Source organism: Gracilibacillus oryzae, from assembly GCF_009498735.1.
In the GTDB taxonomy this organism is placed as follows: Bacteria; Bacillota; Bacilli; order Bacillales; family Amphibacillaceae; genus Gracilibacillus; species Gracilibacillus oryzae.
This window is the reverse complement of record NZ_ML762425.1, coordinates 348038-370877: the sequence shown is the minus strand read 5'-3', so window position 1 is coordinate 370877 and position 22840 is coordinate 348038. Positions and strand designations below refer to the sequence as shown.

Genomic DNA, 22840 nt, shown 5'->3' with positions numbered 1-22840 from the left:
TATGATCAAGTTCTTTTACTTTATCTTAAAGGCGTGAGTGATATGAAATCAAAAATAATTCCATACATAAAGATGTACGGCGTTGCAATATTAATTACCGTTGTTTTTGTTTTGTTACATGTTCCGCTTCCTTGGATATTAGGTCCAATAGTCGGGATATTCATATTAAAGAAGTTTAGCAAAGATAATTATATTTTAAATAAAGAAATTCGTAATGTCAGTTTTGCCATTACAGGTGTTCAAATTGGAGCAACATTTACAACGGCAACGATTGGGCAAGTTGCACCCTATTTTCTGCCTTTTTTGCTTTTTACAGTAGTATTAATCATCTTATCAATTGTAAGCGGGATTTTTTTTGCGAAAATAGCTAAGATGGGACAGACAACAGGCGTCATTGGAAGTGTTCCTGGAGGATTATCTGTTATGGTAGCAATAAGTGACTCTATGAAGGCGAATACAGGTCTTGTCGCAATTTTCCATACTATAAGGTTGATCAGTGTTCTGTTCATTGTTCCAATAGTAGCCACATTGCTGTTTAAAGAGTCAGGTTCAAGTGAATTTGCTCAACAAACAGTGGATAATGATTCCCCTTTATGGACAATATTAATTTATGGTATTATCTATTTTATTGCATACCTGCTGCGTTTCAAGATACCTGCATCCTATGTTCTGGTTCCTATGATTATCATTGCAATCATTAAAATCATTGGACTGCCAATTATCCCTTTAGCGTCATTTTTGTTTCACTTTGCTCAGCTTTCCATAGGTATACATTTGGGCTTGTCGATTGAACTTAAAGATATAAAGAAAGCAGGTAGGTATACGTTTTTATATTTCTTTTTAACCATTGTCATTATTTCTCTTTCCGTTCTGTTTGGATATATGTTTGCTGAATTATCAGACTTAACCTTTGCAACAGGAATGCTGAGTATGGCACCAGGAGGTTTAGTGGAGATGGCGATAACTGCCCATGATATTGGAGCAGATCCTGCAATAGTTGGATCTTTACAGTTAGTAAGGATGCTGATTATCATTTTGTTATTACCCATTGTCTTGACTAAAGTATGGGGAAGACAATAATATTATTATGTAAACTAAAGTTCGCTTGTATTAATTTTAATTAATGGTATCATTATAATTGAAAGGGAGGTTTATATAAATGATACATAAAACTTGGGATAATCATGAAACTATTAAAAAAATTAAATGTATTCATACGAATGCCAAAAAATATAAAGTGAATTCTGTATTAACAGAAGGAAACGTTTATGAAGTAAAAAATGAAACAGAAGAGTTTTACTTTATTAAAGATAATACAGATCGTATGGCTGGATTCAGAAAAGAATATTTTGATGTCGTGTAATGTTTAAATCTGCAAATTTGTGGAAAATATGTTTTATTAGGTACATTTATTCAAAAGAAGCTTTTTATAGATTCACCTTAGGAGCTGATAGTTATGAAAAGAATACTATTAATTCGACATTGTCATGCAACAGGGCAGCACAAAGATTCCCCATTATCTAAAGTTGGAAATGTGCAAGCCTACGTATTAGCGAGACGTTTGAAACAATTAAGCTATCCAATCGACCGAATTATTTCGAGTCCATTTTTACGAGCAAAAGAAACAATTAAACCACTTGCTCACGAACTTGAAATAGATATTGAAATAGATGATAGGTTAAAAGAACGAACTTTAAGTGATGAGCCAATTGATGATTGATTAGACATTTTAGAACAATCTTTTCATAATTATCAATTAAAACTGCCAGGTGGTGAGTCGTCTAAGGAAGCATTAAACAGAGCGAACGAAGTGCTGGATGATTGTCTGACAAATGAGTACTTTGACACGACAATTATCGTTACACATGGTAACTTGCTGGCAATAATGTTACAAAGGTTTCAGGTGGATTTCGGCTTTCACGGCTGGAAGTCATTAACAAATCCTGATGTTTTTTCAATCCAGCGTACAGGTGGAGAATTTGTTATTGAAAGAATTTGGGATTAATCTATCGAATATAATGAAAAATAGTTGAAAATATTAATATTTGAGCTATAATGGTATTCGAGCTTTTTAAATGTATGGTAAAATGTATATATATACATAGCTAGATTATGGTTAAAGGAGGGGACAGTCTTGGCATTTGTAATAACTTCACCATGTAAAGTAGAGAAAGCAGGCGAATGCGTAGAAGTTTGCCCTGTAGATTGTATAGAAGAAGGAAAAGATATGTTTTATATCGATCCTGATATTTGCATAGATTGTGGTGCTTGTGAAGCAGTTTGTCCGGTCGAAGCAATCTATATGGAAGATGAAGTACCTGACGAAGAACATGAATATATCGCATTAAATAAGAAGTTCTTTGAAGACAATTAAAAAACCCACATGTTAGTGGGTTTTTTACATTTTAATCTCAAAATTAGAATGTTCCTTTGAATCATCAAATTCTTCAATCTTTACATCCGTAACTTTCGCAAACATAGAAGGTCCTTTTTTTATTTTTTCGATAAAGCTATCCAAATTTCCTTCTTCTCCCTGGGCCAATATTTCTACAGATCCATCATCTAAATTTCTAACCCAACCTGTTATATTATGATCTATTGCTGTACTTTGCGTGAAGTAACGAAACCCAACCCCTTGCACTTTCCCTTCTACAAACGCATGAATATTCTTCAATTCCATCACCTCTACTGAAAGAATAGCATTAGTATGGGACCAGATCCAAGTATAAAGACTGATTATAAGAAAATTTTGCTATAAAGAATGTCATATTTTTTCCCTGAATGGTCATGCTATTAACAGATATGGAAAGAAAGGGAGATATGGATGAATCATAAACGAATTCCTTTATGGCAGGAAGATAGAGACAGAAATAATTATCCTTCATTAGATAAAAATGAGAAAGCAGAAGTTGCTGTTATTGGTGCTGGTTTAACAGGAATTACAACAGCTTATCTATTAGCCTCTAATGGTTTGGATGTCATCTTAATTGATCGTGGGAAAATAGGCAGTGGAACTTCAGGACATACAACTGCCAAGATCACCGCACAGCATGGGATGATATACAGTGAATTTATTTCTCACTTTGGTAAAGAGCAAGCCCAATTATATTTTCAAAGCCAAATGGAGGCATTAGCCAAAATAGAAGAGCTTATTGAAAAGCATCATATCGATTGTCACTTTGAGAAACAGGATGCTTATCTTTATACAAATGATGAGAAAAATAAACACAAGTTAGAAGCTGAGTTCGAAGCATACCGCACATTAGATATTGATGGTGAAGGATTATTAGAAATGCCCGTTAACTTCCCAATGTCATATGCCTTAAAAATGAAGGATCAGGCTCAATTTCACCCGATGGCCTATATGGACGCACTGGCAAAAGCATTCTCTGAACTTGGTGGCAGAATATATGAGAATACACCTGTTTATGATATTGACAGTGCAGATCATCGAGTGATTAGAGCCGTTAATCAGCATACAATCGTATGTGATCAAGTGGTGATTGCCACACATTTCCCATTTTATGAAGGGGAAGCATTTTACAGTGGGAGAATGTACCCGTCAAGATCATATGTGGCCGGGTTCACCTCAAATGGGAAGTACCCAGGAGGGATGTATTTAAGTGTTGATCAACAAACACAATCCTTAAGATCGATTATCCACAATGAAGAAGAAATCTGGCTCTTTGGCGGAGGAGAACATAAAACAGGGCAATATAAACATAACGAGGAACCATACCGATTATTAAAAGACATGGCATCCCAACATTTTGATGTGAAAGAATGGAAGTATGAATGGTCAGCGCAAGATTATACAACGTTAGACAAGATGCCATATATCGGAAGACTAAACAAAAATCGCCAAAAGATATTTTTAGCAACAGGATACCGCAAATGGGGTATGACCAACAGTATGGTTGCAGCGAATCTAATCACAGATATGATTATACAAAATGACAATCCATATATCGATCTTTACCGGCCATCACGGTTTCATCCCGATCCTGACCTGAAGCAGTTCATCAGCACAAATACCAATGTTGCGAAAGAGTTTATCATGGGTAAAATCGGCAATAAAAACGATCATATCGACAAGTTGGAAATTAATACAGCAAAAAAAGTAAAGCATCACGGTCAAACAATTGGAATATATAAAGATACTCATGAAAAAATTCATGCAGTTGACACAACGTGTACACATTTAGGCTGTGAGCTGAATTGGAATAACACTGAAAAAACATGGGACTGTCCATGTCATGGATCAAGATTTCACTATAAAGGTGACGTGATCGAAGGACCAGCAATTAAACCACTTAACAAAATCGATTATTTGAATTGATTTTGTCTCACTATCTCAAGTATACTTTTGAAATGAGATAGTGAGTTGTCTTTCTATTTAACTTCCTATAATAAATATTATGTAAACTAGAATTAAATTTAGAATGGATGCATCGATATTTTCTATTATTTAATAAAAGTTTATCCATATCAATGACAAAAAAATAATTGCACAATCTCCAGTCTACCCTGCCGGATAAAATAAAGACTGTACAAACTTTAACGAAATTGATTATTATCTATATAAATTCTATATTCCGTCCCATTACTATCAGATTGCAACTTATATTGCAAATTCAGTATTCTGGCAATATCATCAATTATCTTTAACCCCAGTCCATTACCTGGATTGTTCACATCGAATCCCATTCCGTTATCACTAAGTGTAATTAATGAATCTTCAATTCTTACCTCAAGTTTGTCTGCAGCTGCATGTCTTAATGTATTTTGAAAAATGTTATCAAATAACCTTTGGAGCCACAAAGCATTACTTTCACATATCAAGTCCTTATCTATTCGCTTATATATTAATTGGATATTATGGATGCTATATAAATAGCTCCATTTCTGTACAATGTTCTCCATTAAAGTGTTCAGATTAGCCTGATCCTTAATAACATATGAGCTTTTCAGCGTGTCAGTTGATTGTAAATGAACTTCATTTGTCAAAACGGATATATATTCGATTTGGCTAGTTAATGATTCCACTATAGCTGTATGGTCTTTTAACTCAGCTTCTGAATAATACAATTGCAATTTCATTGCGGTTAATGGTGTATTAATATCATGTTTCAATTTTAATAAAAGTTCCCTTTTTATTTCCTCCTGCTGCTTAAGCTCTAATTCTCTGGATGTTGTTCTTTCTATTAATAAATTGACTGACTTGGTTAGCCTGCTTATTTCATCATCACTTTTTACCTCTATTTTCTGGGGAATTAGCTGATCATTCCTTGCTAAATCTCTAATCGCCTTATTTAAAATCCCTATTTTTTGTAATAGAGAATGAATGGATCTCGAAAATAAAAATGCTAATATAAAGAAGGATAAAAAAATAATAGTAACATGATTGGATAAGCAAACGATTCATGGAACGGAATGCTGCTGTTTTTAGCAACAATACTGTATATGATGGACATTAGAACACTAATCACAAGTACTAAGAACGGAACACTGACAATAGCGGAAAATAATAGTATCTGATACTTTCTTTTTAAATTCATCTCTTTGTAAAGGTATTTAATCTATACCCTTCTCCATATATATTTTCAATAATCTCACCATGTCTATCATTGATTTTTGTTCTGATCTTGTTAATGTGTACATTCAGTATATTAGGATTTCTGTCTTCAAGCTGCCATAAATAGTCAAAGAATTGCTCTTTAGTTAAGATTCGATCACGATTTTCATATAAGTAAAAGAACATTTTTCGTTCTATTGCAGTGAAAACAATCTCACTATGCAAGTTTTGATTGAAAACTTTCGTAAACTCTGCATCAATTGCTAAATGTTTGATTTGCATAAATTGCCCGTATTGATTTTCGATTTTTTTCTGAATTCTTAATAATAGCTCTCTTGGATCAAAGGGTTTGATCATATAATCTTCCCCTATTTTCAATCCTTGCAGTTTACTGTCCATATCATCTCGAGCAGATAAAAATATAATCGGGATATTAAATCCCAACCCTTTTATTTTCTTTGAGATTTGGAAACCGTCTTCTCCTGGTAACATGATATCCATTATAATCAGGTCTGTCTTGTCTGCAATCTCAAGAATCCCACTTCCCTCTGTCTTCCAATAAACTTTATACTGTTCTCTAAGCAGAATCTTCTGTAATAAATCGCCAATAATTAAATCATCTTCAATAATTAAAATAGTAAATCCATTCATGATAAAAACCTTTCACTTTATATTTACTGTATATTTTCTACTTTGTTCAAAAAATCTGTTGACAGATCAAAAATTTTCTCAGGATAATATAGATAAATACTATGTGTACTATTAATTTGCACAACTTCTGATAGAACCAGCTGTTCTGCAAACTCCTGGTATTCCTTCAGATTTAGTTTGGCATATTTAGAATGTTTATCTAGATACGCATCCACAAATAAGATAGGGGTTTCTTCCGGTATTGGCAGGTTCATTGATTTTTCCCATTTTCATCTGCTTGCAAGAGCTCTTTTTCCATATTATCATTAAGAAACTGTCTATAAGATAATGCTTTATACATTTCTTTCTCATGATCTGTTAAAAATGTTTGTTTCATCACTTCCGGATTATAAGTATACGAAGGAGCTAGTCGATGAAAACCTAATTTCGTTAAAAGGTTCACCCCTTTTATTGTAATCGAATCAAAGAATCCCATCTTAATGTTTGCATATTCCCTAGGTAAACCGATATCCAGCGCAATAATCGCTTTTACTTCATTCGGATATCTTTGAGCCCAGTAAATGGCTTCAATCCCTGATAAAGAGTGTGGCACTAAAATATACGGAGGTTTATTACCACTCTGAACAAGAGCTTTTCTCGTTTGTTCAAGTATTGTATCTATATCTCTGTCATCATCGAAAACATCACTGTACCCATAGCCAGCCCTTTCCACAACAGCTACTTTGTTCTGCTTTGAAAATTTGCTATATAGTCCCTTCATTTCATAGACTGGTGCGGCAATAGCCGAGCCAGACATAAATACAAATGTATTCTCACCATTCCCTTCATTATATACATTTATTTCTTTATCCTGAAACTCTACCAATGTCCCCTTATTGTCCAACAACTCTGCTTCTTTTCCTAACTGGTAATGATGAAAACTGAAAATTGCTGCAGTTCCAACTATGATTAAAACAATTATTACCCATAAAATTCTTTTTGTTATTTTCCATACTTTTTGCATACATTCTTCTCCTTTCTATTTCTATTAAAAGGATAGAATATAAAAATAAATTTGTTATTAATTTTCAAAAAATGATAAATAATTCAACTTCTTTTTATCCTCTGGACTTAAGCTTCATTTTATCATAAATATCCTGCATACTGTTTCTGTTTCCAGAAAGGAAGTTTAACTTACATTGTTCAAAATACTAGTTCAATAAAATGATTTTTAATTATTTTCAGGTGTAACCGTTTTAAATAATAACGGCGGTCATATTGTGCTTAGGAATGCTCATACACTTATAACAGACTGGTGAAGGGATTATACCGAAAGGAGAATACATGTTAAATATACCAACAAATCAAGATATTTATTTATTTCATCAAGGCACTAATTATTACAGTTACAAATTATTAGGTTGTCATCCATTCAAACAAAATGAGGAAAATGGATTCCGGTTTGCTGTCTGGGCTCCTCACGCTGTCTCCGTTCAATTAGCTGGTGACTTTAATCAATGGACTGGAGAAGGATTCGATTTGGAACGAATCAATGATGAAGGATTATGGCAAGGGTCTTTCAAAAACTTAACCGAAGATATAACTTATAAGTACAAAATTGTAACAGAGGAAGGCTGTAGCCTTTTTAAAGCAGACCCCTTCTCCGTTCAAATGGAGCTGCGTCCAAAAACAGCTTCAATCATTACTTCTTCTTCTACTTACCAATGGGGAGATAAGAAATGGAAAGCACTGCAAAAACGCTCCTCGTCTTACCATAATCCTGTTTCTATTTATGAATTACATTTCGGGTCATGGAAGTTAAAAGAAGACGGCACTTATTATAACTACCGAGAAATGGCCGATGTTCTCATCCCATATATTAAAAAATTAGGATTCACCCATATCGAATTATTACCGGTGATGGAACATCCTTTCGATTTATCATGGGGTTATCAGATTACAGGATATTATGCACCTACAAGCAGATATGGAAAAATGGATGATTTCAAATTCTTTATTGATCAATGTCATCAAGCTGAGATTGGCGTAATTTTGGATTGGGTACCAGGGCATTTTTGTAAAGATGAACATGGATTGCGGCAATTTGATGGAACAGCGATTTTCGAATACAGTGATCCAGAAAAGGCAGAAAAGCATACATGGGGTACCTTAACGTTTGATTTTGGACGTCCAGAGGTACAGAGTTTTCTTATATCCAATGCCGTATATTGGCTGGAAGAATTTCATCTGGACGGCTTACGTGTAGATGCGGTAGCAAGCATGACTTATTTAAACTTTGACCGGCCAGACTATAACAGGAAACTAATGAACAGTTATGGAACAGAGATTAATCTGGAGGCAACTGCTTTTCTAAGAAAATTGAATGAAGTAATAAGCCATTACTATCCTTCCGCATTAATGATGGCGGAAGACAGTTCGGATATGGCATTAGTTACTTCCCCAACAAATGTTGGCGGTCTTGGCTTTCATTATAAATGGAATATGGGCTGGATGAATGATTTATTAAAATATATGTCATATGATCCTGTTTACCGGAAATGGCATCATCATCTGGTAACTTTCTCAATGATGTATCATAATAGCGAGAATTTTGTATTACCACTGTCTCATGATGAAGTCGTACATGGTAAAAGATCGCTGCTTGATAAAATGCCTGGCGATCAGTGGCAGCAATTCGCAAATTTACGATTATTATATGGTTATATGTTCTGTCACCCTGGAAAGAAACTTCTCTTTATGGGGGGAGAGTTTGGCCAGTATATTGAATGGCGTGATCAACATGAATTAGATTGGTTATTGCTAAAATATCCGTTACATGATGCCATCCATCAATATATGCAGGCATTATTGCTTTTTTATCGAAACACCCCCCCACTCTATCAATTAGATTATGATCCTGATGGATTTGCATGGATTGATGCTGATAATTGTGATCAAAGTATTTTTGTGTTTCAGCGGAATGCTGAGCAATCAAATCAATTTCTTGTGGTCATTTGCCATTTTACACCCAACGTATATTACGATTTTAAAATTGGTGTACCAGTTCCTGGCACATACAAAGAGGTTTTTAATTCTGATGATGTGAAGTTTGGCGGTTCAGGACAAATAAATAGTCAACCATGTCAAACAATTGCTGAAGAGTGGCATCGGCATAAACAACATATACGAGTAAAAATACCTCCACTTGCAATCAGCGTATATCAATTAGAGGAAGAATTTGTGAAGGAGGAAACATAATGAAAAAAGAATGTGTTGCGATGCTTTTAGCAGGAGGAATTGGAAAACGTTTAGGACAATTAACTAAAGATATGGCAAAACCAGCTGTTCCTTTTGGAGGAAGGTATCGAATTATTGATTTTGTATTAAGTAATTGTCTTCAATCAAATATAAATACAGTTGGTGTGCTTACACAATACCAGCCGTTGACTTTGCATAAACATATTGGCGTAGGAAAACCATGGGATCTGGATCGAATGGATGATGGGTTGGCAATCCTCTCCCCTTTTACGCAACATAATGGCGGGAATTGGTACGAAGGGACAGCAGATGCAGTAACGAAAAATATTCATTATATTGATCAGTTTGATCCTCAATATGTTTTGATTTTATCTGGTGATCATATCTATCATATGGATTATAATGAGTTGCTAACTCACCATAAAGCAACAAATGCGGATGTGACTATTTCCGTTATGGAAGTCCCATGGAAAGAAACTTCCCGTTTTGGAATTATCCACATGAACACAGATTATGAAATAACGAGTTTTGAAGAGAAACCTCTAAAAACAAAAAGTAATTTAGCTTCTATGGGTATTTATGTATTTAAATGGAGTGTATTGAAAGAATGTCTCCAGTATGATCATAATAACGCCTATTCAGATCATGACTTTGGTAAGGATATTTTACCTTATATGTTACTGAATCAAAAGAAAATGTGTGCCTTTCCTTTTCGAGGCTATTGGAAAGATGTAGGTACAATTCAGAGTTACTGGGATGCCCATATGGATCTGTTAAATGGCCAGTTTCTTCTGCAATTAGACCAAAAAGACTGGATGACTTACTCTCATGATAATAATCATCCCCCACAATTAATTACAGAGACTGGTTCTGTTCATCAATCATTAATCAATAATGGTTGTATTGTTTCAGGAATGGTAGAAAGTTCTGTTTTGTTTGAGAATGTTCAAGTCGGAAACAATTCCATTGTCAAAAATTCGGTACTTCATCCCGGTGTTAGAGTTGGCCGTCATGTGTCATTGGATAGAGTCATTGTTCAAGAGGATGTAATCATACCAGACTATACCAATATTAATGTTCCATTATCTGATGAGCCGATCGTTTTATCAAAAGAATTTTTCATAGAAACCCAAAAAGTAGGTGGCATGAAATCATGAACAAAGTAATGGGAATTATTAATTTAGCTGAAGAAAAAAATTGTTTATCTGAATTAACGACAGACCGTTGCTTAGCTGCAGTTCCTTTTGCTGCAAGATATCGTCTCATTGATTTTGCATTAACCAATATGGTCCGTTCCAATGTGAAAGAAATCGCCATTTTTACTCATAGTAACTATCGTTCTTTATTGACACATGTCGGGTCAGGAGCTGATTGGGACCTAAATAAACGTCATGGTGGATTATATGTATTACCTCCTTACTGGCAGGATACTGATATAAATGGTGACATAGACTACTTTCTGCATAATTGGGATTATATAGAACGAAGCAAGGCGGAACATCTTCTCATCAGCGGCAGTTCTCTTATTACAAATACGAATTTTGATAAATTAATCCAAGACCATATCAATAAAAATGCCGATATAACTTTCTTAACAATAAAAACACCTGCCAGCCCGGCACTTAATGATACATCCACCTTTCAAGACAACCGGCAAAAGGCACTCTCAACTAAGATTAATAATGTAACAGAGTCAGCTTTTTATACTGGGATATACTTGATCAAGAAGTCATGTTTGCATTCATTGATTTTTTCCTCTGGATCTGAAATAACATCGAATCTATTAATAGATGTTATTTGCAGTCAGTTTTCATTAATGAATGTCCAAATCGTTCAGCATCAGGGATACAGTTGTTCAATTAATTCCATACAAGATTATTATCATCATAGTTTACAATTATTAGAACAGAAAAATTATGAACAACTATTTCAGTTAAGTAGAAATGTTACGACTAAAATAAGTAACTATAAACCAGCAAAATATGAGCAGACAGCATCGGTGAAACAATCATTAATCAGTACTGGCTGCCGAATTGCCGGGAATGTAGAGAAAAGCATGCTTTCAAGAGCAGTAACCGTTGAAGCTGGCGCTACAGTGAAAAATTCCATAATATTGGACCATTGTCAGATTAAATCAGGAGCCTATATAGAAAATGCCATTATCGATAAATTTACAGTATTATCAGAAGGTGACATAATTATCGGCGACAAAGAGCATCCCCACGTTATTGGAAAACAAAAAAATGTTCAAACGGTGGTTAAAAAATGAAAAAAAATATCTTGTTTGTTGCTTCAGAATGCACACCATTTGTTAAAACAGGTGGTTTAGCAGATGTAATAGGTGCCCTGCCTGGTGCATTGAATCAAGCAGATAGTGTAGATACACGAGTTATTTTGCCATTGTATCAATCTATTTATCCACACTGGTATGATCAGATGAGGAAAGTAGCTTCATTTGATGTTCTGGTAGGCTGGCGGAAGCAGCCAACAACATTATATCAGTTCACATTCAAGCAAGTTATGTATTATTTTATTGAGAATGACTATTATTTCGCTAGAGACGATGTATATGGATATGATGACGATGGAGAGCGGTTTGTATATTTTAGTGAAGCGGTGATCGCCTCCCTTCCCTATCTGGAATTTCAACCAGATATTCTCCATGCACATGATTGGCAAGCAGCATTAACCGTACTATTTAATAAAGTTTATCCTGATACATTGAAAATGAAATCTGTACTGACTATCCATAATCTGAAATATCAGGGAATCATGTTACGTGATTCCTTCCATGACTTGTTTCACTTAAATGAGGAACATATAAGCGGGATAGAATGGCATGGTCTTCTTAATTGCTTAAAAGCTGGTATTTTTCATGCGGATAAAGTAACAACAGTTAGCCCGACATATGCAGAAGAGATTAAGACCCCGTATTATGGGGAGGGTTTACATGCTTGTATTCAGGAAAAAGGCAATGATCTTGTTGGTATATTAAATGGAATTGATGTAAAAAGTTATCATCCAAAAACAGATCGTGCCATTCGTTTTCATTACCAGTTCTCTTCTTCAAGAAAAAGTTTAAATAAATTATATATTCAGCATAAATTCGGATTGGACATAGATCCTGATAAACCAATGTATGTCATGGTCACCCGTTTCGTTGAACAGAAGGGTTTACATTTAATAAAAGCGATATTAGACCAGTTCTTAACCGAAGAGGATGTTCAATTTGTTGTGCTGGGTACTGGAGATGGCGATTTCGAGCATTACTTTTATCAAATGGAACAAAGGTATAAAGGCACAATGATCGCCTATTTAAAATTTAATGAAAAGCTTGCCCGGCAATTATATGCTGCTGGTGATTTTTTTGTGATGCCATCGAAATTTGAACCGTGCGGATTAGCTCAATTAATTGCACTTCAGTATAATACTGTTCCTATCGTAAGAGAAACAGGCGGTTTAAAGGATACGGTCACCCCTTATAATGAGTATGACAAAACAGGGAATGGTTTCAGTTTTACAAATTATAATGCTCACGATCTTTTAGCAGTATTACGTTATTCTTTAGAAATATATCATGATCAAGATAAGTGGTATCCTCTCTTTCGTAATGTCAGGAAGTCTTCTTTCAGCTGGGAGCGATCAAGAGATCAATATATGGAGCTTTATAATCAAATGCTTCCATCTTAAAGAGTCTAGGCCCCATTGTAGGAGTGATAATATGAAAAGTATATCTGTTCAACAGTTTATTGACAAAATAGAAGAAAAGCGGGATGTAAAAGAGGTTCACGAGAATGGTTATCAGGAAATTTATTATATTATTTGCTCTATTTTGAATGAATATATTCATTCAGACTGGCAACAGACAGATGCTTCTATCAGGTCACAAAATACAAAAAAAGTATACTATTTGTCAATGGAATTTCTGATTGGAAGCTTATTAAAAAATAATCTTTTACATTATAATTTATTATCCATTTGCAATGAAGCGTTGGCGGAATTAGGTTTTGATCCGGAAAAGATTTATGAAGTAGAGCATGATCCCGGCTTAGGGAATGGTGGTTTAGGCAGACTGGCTGCTTGTTTTCTTGATTCCATGGCTTCACTCAATTATCCTGGCATTGGCTGTGGAATCAGATACCGTTACGGTCTTTTTGAACAAAAGATCATTAATGGCTATCAAACTGAATATCCTGATGACTGGTTAAAACAAAGCTACCCTTGGGAAATCAGAAAAGAAGATGAAGCAATGATAATTGAATATGGCGGTGAAGCGATTCTTGTCGAAACGGATACCGGGAACCTGACTTGTGAATATACAGGGACAGAAAAAGTAATGGCTGTACCGTATGATGTCCCTATTGTCGGATTTGGTAATCAATTTATTAACACGTTAAGATTGTGGAGTGCAGAACCTGTTAATGATAGACAAAACCATGATTATTATAATCAGTTAGAATATGAAAAGAATGTGGAACAAATATCAGGTTACTTATACCCTGATGATTCAAGTATTTCCGGAAAAAAATTAAGGTTAAAACAGCAGTATTTTCTTGTTTCCGCATCATTAAAAAAAATATTAGATGATTATTTACTAGATAAAACAGCAACTCTTAAACAATTAGATAAAAAAGTGGTAATTCAAATTAATGACACACATCCAAGTCTGGCTATTCCTGAATTAATGAGAATATTAATGGATGAAAAACAACTGAAATGGGATGAAGCATGGGGAATTGTCACGAATCTTTTCGCATATACAAATCACACGATAATGTCAGAAGCTTTGGAGACATGGCCAATCGATATGGTAAAAGAAATTGTCCCCCGTTTATATTTAATTATTGAAGAAATAAATGAACGTTTCTGTCAACGTATCTGGTTCGATTATCCTGAACTGCGCAATAAAATTCCCGAGCTTGCTGTTATTGCTTATGATCATGTGCATATGGCTCGCCTGGCAATCGTCGCAAGTTTTCGAATTAATGGAGTGGCTAAACTTCATACCGAAATATTGAAAACAAAAGAAATGAAAGATTTCTATAAGATATTCCCGCAGAAATTCCAGAACAAAACGAATGGGATCTCCCATAGAAGATGGTTATTAATGGTCAACCCACGTTTGGCTAATTTTATCTCTTCTGTTATCAGTCCTGTTTGGATTGAGCAGCCAAATGAGTTAAATCAAATGATCCGTTACGTGAATGATAAAGGATTACTGGAAGAGCTTGCAGCAATAAAATTAGCTAATAAGCAGGAATTAGCGCATTATATCTATAAAAATACAGGAGTTCTTGTTGATGACAGGTCTATTTTTGATGTGCAAATAAAAAGGCTTCATGAATATAAGCGGCAGTTATTGAATGTATTTCACATTATTTATTTATATCAGCGGATTAAAGAGAATCCAAATCTTAATTTAATGCCACGAACGTTCATTTTTGCTGCTAAAGCTGCGCCAAGTTACCATTTGGCAAAAGAAATCATTAAATTAATTAATACCGTTGCAGATATTGTAAATCATGATCCTGAGATTGATAACAAGATAAAGGTAGTTTTTTTAGAGAATTATAATGTCAGCTTAGCGGAAAAGATTATTCCGGCGGCAGATGTCAGTGAACAAATTTCCACAGCAAGCAAGGAAGCTTCAGGAACTGGTAATATGAAAATGATGATGAATAGCGCTCTTACTATCGGCACTCTAGACGGAGCAAACATTGAAATAGAACAATTAGTTGGAAAACATAATATGTTTATTTTTGGCCTTCGTTCCGAACAGGTTTATCAACATTATCAAATGGGCGATTATCATGTGAATGAAATTTATCAAACAGATCCACGAATCCAATCTATTTTACGCCAGCTTCATGATGGGATAAACGGCCAGACTACTTTTAAAGATATATATTTTCAGTTACTGCAGACAAATGATCCCTACTTTATATTGAAGGATTTTGACAGCTATGTGGAGGCACAGAACCTAATTGATTTAACTTACAGGGATCCGATTAAGTGGCATTCCAAATGTCTGGTTAATATTGCACATTCTGGAAAATTTTCCAGTGACAGAACGATTCATGAATATGCCAGTGCGATATGGAATATTAAACAATTAAAATAAACAAAACGAAGATATCTGTTAAGAACGGATATCTTCGTTTTTGATTTGATCAATATAATTGGATATAGCTTGCTGAACAAATTCTTCAATTTTTACATTCTGAGATTTTGCTAAAAGCTGTACTTGTTTCTTTAATTCTGTCGGGATAACGGTGTGTATGGTTACTTCGTCACTATCCAGTAAAATCCCTTGATGTCTTTCTACTATCTTCCCTTTAATGATGCTTTGCTTTAATAACTGAATTTCTTCGTCATTCCATTGGTTTAACGGGAGTTGTATTGGTTTTACGGAAAGTTCAATAGTATCTTCTTTTAGATTTATTCTGCAATTTTGTACACCAACTGTATAGATCAGTTTTTCGATAAGTTGATAAACAATGCTATTTAACTGTGCTGGATTTAATAGTCGAAAAACAGCAAAACCACGTTTATTGATTGATTTCTTATTATCCAGTTTATAGCTTGGCTGATATCCTTGTTCCATTAACGTTTCGTAGTGGAGCTTAGTACCTCTTTCTGTAATTCCTATTACTTTTTTATCATGATTGCTAATTTCGATAATTCTGGCAAGTTCACCTGTAGCACTGTGTGTAAATGATTGAAACATATAAGTTTGAGTTTCTTTGTCATAGAAAGGGATTTTTCTCTCTCTCTTATGTTTTTCTTCATAATTAATCAGATCTTCTTCATTTACAAACGTAATATCTCGACCTAAATATGTCGCTGTAAATGAGGGAATCTCCCCTGCTTTTACCAGCTTTTGAGCTGTTGAAAGAGAAATATTCAGACGTTCTGCTACATCTTTGTTCGTTAATCCCGGCTTTGTGTAATACTGTTTTAATCTCTCTGCAGTTTCCGTTGAAAAAAAGTATGTACCATCAATTGTCCAGTCTTCTTTATTAACAGGTTCTATTTCTTCTCTCTTGACTAGACTATAAACAGTCTGTTCAGAAACCTTTAAAAAAGAAGCTAATTCTTTTGTTGTATACATATCTTTCATCGACTCTATATTATCCAATTCTATCACCTTCACTTATCAAGCTGTTAATTATATTATAATAGAATGAAAAGAATAAATAAATAATAAACTATGATTTTTATTTTTCTGTATTATTTACTTAAGTATATAGTGATAAATATAATTAAAAGTTAAATATGTATAGAGTACAAATAATAGACGGTTATTTGCTATTTATCATATTTACCATTATTTAAATTTAAGATATAATATTTAAATATAATGAATAAAAAGATTTAATATATATTTATAGTTTTATACAGATAGAAGGTGTAGTTATTGCAACAAATCAATAATTTACTAACTAGTAACGAATTAATACATAATAACACTAAGAGTATAGTTATAGATTATTTATTAAAAGATGACATGATAGAAGAACTGCAAATCGAGATTTATAAAAATGAAGAACAACATAGTGACAGGTTTTATCAATTTAATGATCTGCAAATGATCTATTATTTTATTCACAGACAACAACATGTTAACAAAGCGAAAAAATTAACAGAATTAACGAAACGGAATTATTTGCGTGATATTTTGCAATTTTACCGTCACTGGGTTGATTTTCAGGAAGGTAGTATGATTAAGGAGAGTAATCAATTATTAGCAAGACTGGAACCAAGACATGTGGAATATTACCAAGTAAATTTCTTGTCAAAACAAATGAATTACAAGGTTGCTACAATAGCAAGAAAAACGATTGTGCTAAAAAGTTTCTTAAAATGGCTTCATCAGGTAGATTATTTAAAAAGACCAGTTCACCATACAATGATATCAGCATCAGTTAGTACAGAAGACCAACCTGATCGGGATTTGTCTTACCAGGAAGTTGCTATGCTGATAAATTACTGGAAAGAAAAAAAGCATCCGATTAATTATCCAATATTAGTTGTGTTAGCGACAACCGGTTTACGTATTACAGAATTATGTAAAGCTAACTGGGGAGATTTATTTTTTGATTACACAACTGGTCACTATTTTCTATCAAGTATTGGGAAAAATAAGAAACATCGTGATGTCCTTATTTTCCCTTATGTTCTGGAGGCACTAAAGATATTAAGAAGGAGACGGAGGCTGCCGGAGCAATTAAATCCCAATGATCGTTCACCACTATTGGCAAACAGGAGTCAGACATTTTATGAAAGTACTTATCTAAGTAAATATGTAAAAAAAATAATCTTTCAAACTAATTTTCCTTTTCTGATGAGCAAAAACGGCCCGATTACTCCCCACTGGTTTCGGCATTTTTTTGCTAATCATTCTCTAGATAATGGCGCTAATTTAGAATACATTCGCCAGACTTTAGGACATTCAATGTTAAAAACAACGCAAGGATATTTAAGGAAAAACATGGAGAGAAAGAATAATGCAGCCCTATTCTGGGATCAGCATCATTTTTAATAACAGTTTTTTAAAATAAAAAAAGTCGAATTCCCAATAATTGAAGGAATCGACTTTTTTATTTGCTGAAGCTGCTAAGAATTACTATTAAATTCGTTCTGTCATAAAACTTTTTAAACATTTATCAAATGGGTTGATCATTTTTTCATTTTATACTTTTCATCCAAACTATTTTTTATCAATTTAGTCGTACTAGCTACTTCTATCCCTAATTGGTAAGCAATATTTTCAATGGTCATTCGCTTTTCTTCATACAAATAGGCTGCAAATAGTTTCCTGATTCCTGACACGGTTAATTTATTTTGTAATTGTAAATCCTCACCAATAATCTCCAGGTGGGACACAACTGTTGTAAAGGCAATTGGCGAAATCGACTGATTATGCTTTTTGGTAATTAGAAAATATGGCGTATCTTCATGTGTTATATAATGATTTTGTCTGATGAATAAATCCACATCAGCTCTGTTATTAAATGTGATGATTCTGTTCTTTAAAAAAAGAGTCACATGATCTTTCTCCATTTGAATATCCTTTTTGCTAAATTGAAATTCTACATTGCGTAATCCTTTTAATGCTAATAAATATACAAGCTTTCTTTGAATAGTATACTTAGGATGATTTCTTACCTCTGGTAATAGCTCCAGTAATCCTTTATAAGTTGTTTGCAGTTGTCCCGTATCTTGCTTATTAATAGGAATAGATTTTATTTTCATCACCGGATCTATTGATACTTTGCCAATCTGCCAAACATAGTCAAAAAACACACGCAAAATAGATAAATATTTATTTACAGTACTGCTATTAGACCCTGCATCAAGTTTATATTGAAGAAAATCTTTTATATCACTGGGGTTGATCTCAAATAACTCTTTCTCTTTTTGATATTTTTTATCTATATATTGAAAAAACAGCTGCACAACAAGTTGATAATCTTTAATCGTTTGTTGGCTCTTACCTGACTCTTCTAAGTACTTACTAAAACCGTATGGCATTTATAGACACGTCCCATCAATTCATTGATATTGATTGACACATCTTTATTTTACCATAAAATTCCCTTGTTTTAATAGTTTCGTTGTTGTAGAATAGGTCTTGCTTTTATTTTTTTTCTAGGCAGTTTGAAAGTAATCTATTACTTTTAAATGCAAAAAAGAAAAAATAGATCAATTTCGAAACCATTCATAAATATACTTCTCTTTATACAGGTCATCTGGATATTGGATAAATCCTGTATCCCCCACTTCATATAAGTCTTGCAAAAACTCATTCATTGCCCCCATATATTGTTCATACAAGAATTCAAAGCTTACTGGTTCATTAGGCAATAGTGATTCTGCACATGCTTGTGGATCTGCATAATTTACATAAGTTCTGCATGGGATTGGTCGATATTCATATAACATGCATTGATTTGTATCCGTATCTAACATTATGCATGGCAACTGTTGTTTTCTGTATTTATATTTAAAATCCTCCTCTTCTCTATCGAGCTGTTTCGTTTCTATTAATTTATGTTGATATTTCATAAAGTACTCTTTTAGATGCTGTTCGAGTTTTGTTCGCCTTTCTTCCGGCAGTCCTTTAATAGCTGCTTTCATTAATTTTGCTTCCATTTCATTTATAATAATCGGGAAATAACAGCAGAAGGCACATCCCATTTGGCAGCTTGGCTGTACATTCATTGTTTTTTCCATCTGATCAATTTCTCCATTCACAAGCTCCAGCAATCCTTTAAAACTAGCTAAGAGCTTCTGATCTACAGACATATCTGCGATGGCAAAATGTTCTACTAAATCATAAAACTTATCTTCTTCTATTATATATCGTTCACTTAAAAGAGCACATTTTTGCTGAATTTGTTCAAATGTTAAATAATTACTCATTTTGTTCTCCTTTCCGGTCTTCATTCTTACCATGATAAAGCAAGATGGAAGATAAAACAATATACTTTCATAATCAAAAAAAGAACTTGGTACATACCAAGTCCCCTTTCAAGCAATTTAAGATAAATTAATTAATAACCCGCTCAACTGGGAGGAAAGTAAAATTGTTTTGCAGAAAGAAACAGATCATAATTCCACCTAGCAACAGTAAACAAAACCAGATATCATGATAACTATATCCTGATTGATAATAATACGTTCTCTTCGCGTTCCCATCAAATTGTTTAGCTTCCATTGCAATCGCTATTCGGTGTGCTCTGCGAATGCTTTGTGCCAGTATGGGAACAGAATAATATTTCAATCGTTGATAAAAACCGCTTATTCCTTTAGGAAAAATCACACCACGGACTTTTAGTGCCTGTTTCAGAACATATACTTCTTCAGCGACCATTGGTAACAATCGAATTGCTGCCATAAAACTGTAGGCTAATTTTGGTTTTAGTCTGTATTGCTGCATGGTAGAATAAAAAAACATAACAGGTTTTGTAGTTAACGCAAAAATCAAACCAAGAAAGCCGAAGATTATCCCTCTAAGTCCTAAATGGATCCCTCTGAAAAAGCTCTCTTGTGTTATATGGATCATTCCAAATCGATACCATAGAGTTTCTCCTTCACCAAATAACGCCATTGAGATAAAGGAAGAAAGAAAGATGATAAAAAAAGGCGAGATAAAAATCAATAACCATTTTATCGGAAAGCCTGTCATAAGAAAATAAATAATCAATAATCCAATCGTGAAATATAAATAAAAGTGGATATTATCGATAAACAACAATCCTACAAACAAGAAAACAAAAAGTAAAAGCTTGAAGGATGGATTGACCTGATTTAACCAAGTTGATTTATTACTAAAGTCCAAGAACATTCTGTTTTCCCTCCACCCTGCAAGTTCTTTTAGTAGAAATAGTAAGCAACTTTCCTGCATCCATTGTCCATTCAGCTGTAGCAAAATGTTCGCTAATCTGCTGATCATGTGTCACCATCAGGATTGTTGTTCCCTTCTGGTGGAGTGAGACAAAATAATCAAGCATCCGAAATGTATTTGCAGCATCCTGCCCGAAAGTCGGTTCATCTAATAGCAAAATCTCTGGTTCCATAATGGTGATCGCTGCAATGCTTAATCGTTTCATTTGCCCAACAGATAATTGAAAGGGATGAATGTTTTTCACATGATCCAACTGGAAAATTGCTAAATGATCCGAAATTCTTTGTCTTTTTTCTTGCTCACTCAAGGGAATGTTTAAAAGTGAAAAAGCTAATTCGTCATACACTGTATTTGTTACAAATTGTAATTCAGGATTCTGAAAAACAAAGCCAACCTTGCGATAAAATGGTATATCTTGTGTAAATGAATAATGAACCGTCCCTTTTGTTTTAATTAATTTCGCCAATGATTGTAAAAGGGTGCTTTTACCAGAACCATTCGCTCCTGTTATTGCAATCCAGTCTCCTTTGGTTACGTGTGCAGTATCAATATGAATAATTTCTTTTTTAATTTTATATCCCGTTAATTGTGTAATAGTTATAGCCGGGTTAAAGGAGAGCTGATTTTGAAAAGAAGGCTTATTTAATCCCTTCCAGACACCTGGATACCAGATACCATACTTTCTAAATAGATCGAGATGTTCCTCTATCATCTTATATGGCTCCCCGTCGGCAATAATCTCGCCTGCAGTATTAATCATAATGATCCGGTCAACAAAGTCGTACACCTGTTCAATCTTATGTTCGACAATGATAACCGTTTTATCTGACGCTATTTTCATCACAGAATCCCATACTTGGTCAGTGCCCTCTTCATCTAACATAGCGGTAGGTTCATCTAAGAACAATACATCTGGTTGTAATGCGAGCACACTGGCAATGGCTAATCTCTGTTTCATTCCACCAGATAACTGGTTAATCTTTGTATGAATATCAGATAGATGCAGGCCTACTGTATCAAGATAGTATGGGATCAGTTCAGCCATTTTTTGAAAAGGTATTTGTAAGTTTTCTAATACAAATGCTATCTCTTCATCCGCATATGGCATACAGAATTGGGAATCGGGATCCTGAAAGACATAGCCATAACGCTCTGGTAAAATGCTGTTGGTGTATTTCATCGGAATTTCCACTGAATTCGGGATAATACCTGCAAGAATTTTTAATAAGGTAGACTTTCCCCCTCCAGACGGACCAACCAACAGTACTTTTTCTCCTTGCTTAACCGTAAGAGAGAGGTCCATAAATAAAAAGGACTTCTCATTTGGAAACTTTACTTTTAAACCTTCCATACTAATTGCTATTTGTTCCATGATATCACCTTGCTTCTTCATCTAATGCCTTGTAGTGGGTTTCATTGACCGGTCTTACTAAATTAGTAACACCGGTTTTTTCTAATGCTTTGACTAGATAGTATGCAAAGAAACCAGTAATAACAATTGCTCCAGCTGTCCTGAATAAAATTAGAAGAGCTAAATTCCACCAGACTAATTCAGTAATATAACCATAATAGATATCTAGCCAAAGTGAACCAATTGTTGCTCCAATTGCTGCAAGACACAACACAAATATCTGATAGTTTTTATAACGGAACAGCGCAAATATTAACTCACAACCTAATCCTTGAACCAGACCATATAAAAGCAGGCTGATTCCCCATTGACCGCCAAACAAAAATTCTCCTTGAGCTGCCGCTAATTCTGCCAGCAATGCAACACCTGGTTTTCTAATAATTAAAAATGCTACAGTTGCTGCCATAAACCACATGCCATAAACTAATTGATCAATATGCAATCCAAAAATAGAAAGAGTATTATACAAAGGGCCCCATATTTTATAAATCACACTAAAAACAACAGCGATGACGACCGTTACTAAAATATCTGTTAATGTCAGCTTATTTTTCAT

At 34.1% G+C, this 22840-nt stretch carries 18 protein-coding genes and 3 pseudogenes; 11 read left to right on the top strand and 10 right to left on the bottom strand.

Features of this window, described 5'->3' with window-relative positions:
- Positions 1-42 precede the first annotated feature (42 nt).
- The 4 genes and pseudogenes from F9U64_RS04515 (at position 43) to F9U64_RS04500 (ending at position 2374) form a co-directional block, all read left to right on the top strand.
- Positions 43-1080: an AbrB family transcriptional regulator gene (locus tag F9U64_RS04515; protein ID WP_153401817.1), complete on the top strand. Its 1038-nt coding sequence runs from the start codon at positions 43-45 to the stop codon at positions 1078-1080.
- Between the two features lie 79 nt (positions 1081-1159).
- Entirely contained in the window at positions 1160-1363 is a 204-nt protein-coding gene (locus F9U64_RS04510) for a DUF6501 family protein (protein WP_153401816.1), read from the top strand.
- A gap of 93 nt (positions 1364-1456) precedes the next feature.
- Positions 1457-2005: pseudogene (locus tag F9U64_RS04505) on the top strand (histidine phosphatase family protein).
- A gap of 129 nt (positions 2006-2134) precedes the next feature.
- A complete protein-coding gene (locus tag F9U64_RS04500; RefSeq protein WP_153401815.1) occupies positions 2135-2374 on the top strand; it encodes an indolepyruvate ferredoxin oxidoreductase subunit alpha in 240 nt (79 codons plus the stop codon).
- Between the two features lie 24 nt (positions 2375-2398).
- Here the strand turns inward: F9U64_RS04500 and F9U64_RS04495 are convergent, their stop codons facing one another.
- Complete coding sequence (locus F9U64_RS04495) at positions 2399-2674, bottom strand: acylphosphatase (RefSeq protein WP_407647284.1); 276 nt, start codon at positions 2672-2674, stop codon at positions 2399-2401.
- 150 nt (positions 2675-2824) lie between these two features.
- Between F9U64_RS04495 and F9U64_RS04490 the strand changes: the two genes are divergently transcribed.
- Positions 2825-4339 carry an FAD-dependent oxidoreductase gene (locus tag F9U64_RS04490; protein WP_153401813.1) on the top strand — a complete coding sequence of 505 codons (1515 nt, stop codon included), beginning with the start codon at positions 2825-2827 and terminating at the stop codon, positions 4337-4339.
- 218 nt (positions 4340-4557) lie between these two features.
- On the opposite strand, the pseudogene F9U64_RS04485 reads toward F9U64_RS04490, so the two are convergent.
- From F9U64_RS04485 to F9U64_RS04475, 3 genes and pseudogenes are all read right to left on the bottom strand, one after another.
- Positions 4558-5558: pseudogene (locus F9U64_RS04485) on the bottom strand (sensor histidine kinase).
- Positions 5555-6226, bottom strand: coding sequence for a response regulator transcription factor (locus F9U64_RS04480; RefSeq protein WP_153401812.1), 672 nt, complete (start codon positions 6224-6226; stop codon positions 5555-5557). The pseudogene F9U64_RS04485 and the gene F9U64_RS04480 overlap by 4 nt, the downstream one beginning before the upstream one ends.
- 23 nt (positions 6227-6249) lie before the next feature.
- A pseudogene (locus F9U64_RS04475) lies at positions 6250-7229 on the bottom strand (alpha/beta fold hydrolase).
- Positions 7230-7549: 320 nt separating this feature from the next.
- Between F9U64_RS04475 and glgB the strand changes: the two are divergent.
- Genes glgB through F9U64_RS04450 form a run of 5 tightly spaced genes read left to right on the top strand, consistent with a single transcriptional unit; the run spans position 7550 to position 15584 of the window.
- The gene (gene glgB, locus F9U64_RS04470) at positions 7550-9463 is read left to right on the top strand and encodes a 1,4-alpha-glucan branching protein GlgB (protein WP_153401811.1); all 1914 of its coding nucleotides are present in this window, start codon (positions 7550-7552) and stop codon (positions 9461-9463) included.
- Positions 9463-10620 (top strand): glucose-1-phosphate adenylyltransferase, encoded by a 1158-nt coding sequence (locus F9U64_RS04465; protein WP_153401810.1) that lies wholly within the window; start codon positions 9463-9465, stop codon positions 10618-10620. The genes glgB and F9U64_RS04465 overlap by 1 nt, the downstream gene beginning before the upstream one ends.
- A complete protein-coding gene (gene glgD, locus F9U64_RS04460) occupies positions 10617-11732 on the top strand; it encodes a glucose-1-phosphate adenylyltransferase subunit GlgD (RefSeq protein WP_153401809.1) in 1116 nt (371 codons plus the stop codon). Before F9U64_RS04465 ends, glgD begins: the two co-directional genes overlap by 4 nt.
- Positions 11729-13153: a glycogen synthase gene (locus tag F9U64_RS04455; RefSeq protein WP_153401808.1), complete on the top strand. Its 1425-nt coding sequence runs from the start codon at positions 11729-11731 to the stop codon at positions 13151-13153. Before glgD ends, F9U64_RS04455 begins: the two co-directional genes overlap by 4 nt.
- Positions 13154-13184: 31 nt before the next feature.
- On the top strand, positions 13185-15584 hold the full coding sequence (locus F9U64_RS04450) for a glycogen/starch/alpha-glucan phosphorylase (protein WP_153401807.1): 2400 nt from the start codon (positions 13185-13187) through the stop codon (positions 15582-15584).
- Positions 15585-15602: 18 nt separating this feature from the next.
- On the opposite strand, the gene F9U64_RS04445 is transcribed toward F9U64_RS04450, so the two are convergent.
- Positions 15603-16601: a helix-turn-helix domain-containing protein gene (locus F9U64_RS04445; protein ID WP_153401806.1), complete on the bottom strand. Its 999-nt coding sequence runs from the start codon at positions 16599-16601 to the stop codon at positions 15603-15605.
- 279 nt (positions 16602-16880) lie between these two features.
- Between F9U64_RS04445 and F9U64_RS04440 the strand changes: the two genes are divergently transcribed.
- Complete coding sequence (locus tag F9U64_RS04440) at positions 16881-18005, top strand: tyrosine-type recombinase/integrase (RefSeq protein WP_153401805.1); 1125 nt, start codon at positions 16881-16883, stop codon at positions 18003-18005.
- A 137-nt stretch (positions 18006-18142) separates the two neighbouring features.
- Here the strand turns inward: F9U64_RS04440 and F9U64_RS04435 are convergent, their stop codons facing one another.
- The 5 genes from F9U64_RS04435 to F9U64_RS04415 all read right to left on the bottom strand — a co-directional run bounded on the left by F9U64_RS04435 (position 18143) and on the right by F9U64_RS04415 (position 22840).
- Positions 18143-18997, bottom strand: coding sequence for a tyrosine-type recombinase/integrase (locus F9U64_RS04435; protein WP_153401804.1), 855 nt, complete (start codon positions 18995-18997; stop codon positions 18143-18145).
- Positions 18998-19168: 171 nt separating this feature from the next.
- Entirely contained in the window at positions 19169-19888 is a 720-nt protein-coding gene (locus F9U64_RS04430) for a YkgJ family cysteine cluster protein (RefSeq protein WP_153401803.1), read from the bottom strand.
- Positions 19889-20015: 127 nt separating this feature from the next.
- Entirely contained in the window at positions 20016-20813 is a 798-nt protein-coding gene (locus tag F9U64_RS04425) for an energy-coupling factor transporter transmembrane component T family protein (RefSeq protein ID WP_153401802.1), read from the bottom strand.
- The gene (locus tag F9U64_RS04420; protein WP_153401801.1) at positions 20797-22245 is read right to left on the bottom strand and encodes an ABC transporter ATP-binding protein; all 1449 of its coding nucleotides are present in this window, start codon (positions 22243-22245) and stop codon (positions 20797-20799) included. Before F9U64_RS04420 ends, F9U64_RS04425 begins: the two co-directional genes overlap by 17 nt.
- 4 nt (positions 22246-22249) lie before the next feature.
- Entirely contained in the window at positions 22250-22840 is a 591-nt protein-coding gene (locus tag F9U64_RS04415; protein ID WP_153401800.1) for an ECF transporter S component, read from the bottom strand.

Coding starts and splice junctions, on each gene's coding strand:
- F9U64_RS04515 (WP_153401817.1), top strand. CDS start 43: ATGAAATCAAAAATAATTCCATACATAAAGATGTACGGCGTTGCAATA.
- F9U64_RS04510 (WP_153401816.1), top strand. CDS start 1,160: ATGATACATAAAACTTGGGATAATCATGAAACTATTAAAAAAATTAAA.
- F9U64_RS04490 (WP_153401813.1), top strand. CDS start 2,825: ATGAATCATAAACGAATTCCTTTATGGCAGGAAGATAGAGACAGAAAT.
- F9U64_RS04480 (WP_153401812.1), bottom strand. CDS start 6,226: ATGAATGGATTTACTATTTTAATTATTGAAGATGATTTAATTATTGGC.
- glgB (WP_153401811.1), top strand. CDS start 7,550: ATGTTAAATATACCAACAAATCAAGATATTTATTTATTTCATCAAGGC.
- F9U64_RS04465 (WP_153401810.1), top strand. CDS start 9,463: ATGAAAAAAGAATGTGTTGCGATGCTTTTAGCAGGAGGAATTGGAAAA.
- glgD (WP_153401809.1), top strand. CDS start 10,617: ATGAACAAAGTAATGGGAATTATTAATTTAGCTGAAGAAAAAAATTGT.
- F9U64_RS04455 (WP_153401808.1), top strand. CDS start 11,729: ATGAAAAAAAATATCTTGTTTGTTGCTTCAGAATGCACACCATTTGTT.
- F9U64_RS04450 (WP_153401807.1), top strand. CDS start 13,185: ATGAAAAGTATATCTGTTCAACAGTTTATTGACAAAATAGAAGAAAAG.
- F9U64_RS04435 (WP_153401804.1), bottom strand. CDS start 18,997: ATGCCATACGGTTTTAGTAAGTACTTAGAAGAGTCAGGTAAGAGCCAA.
- F9U64_RS04430 (WP_153401803.1), bottom strand. CDS start 19,888: ATGAGTAATTATTTAACATTTGAACAAATTCAGCAAAAATGTGCTCTT.
- F9U64_RS04425 (WP_153401802.1), bottom strand. CDS start 20,813: ATGTTCTTGGACTTTAGTAATAAATCAACTTGGTTAAATCAGGTCAAT.
- F9U64_RS04420 (WP_153401801.1), bottom strand. CDS start 22,245: ATGGAACAAATAGCAATTAGTATGGAAGGTTTAAAAGTAAAGTTTCCA.
- F9U64_RS04415 (WP_153401800.1), bottom strand. CDS start 22,840: ATGAAAAATAAGCTGACATTAACAGATATTTTAGTAACGGTCGTCATC.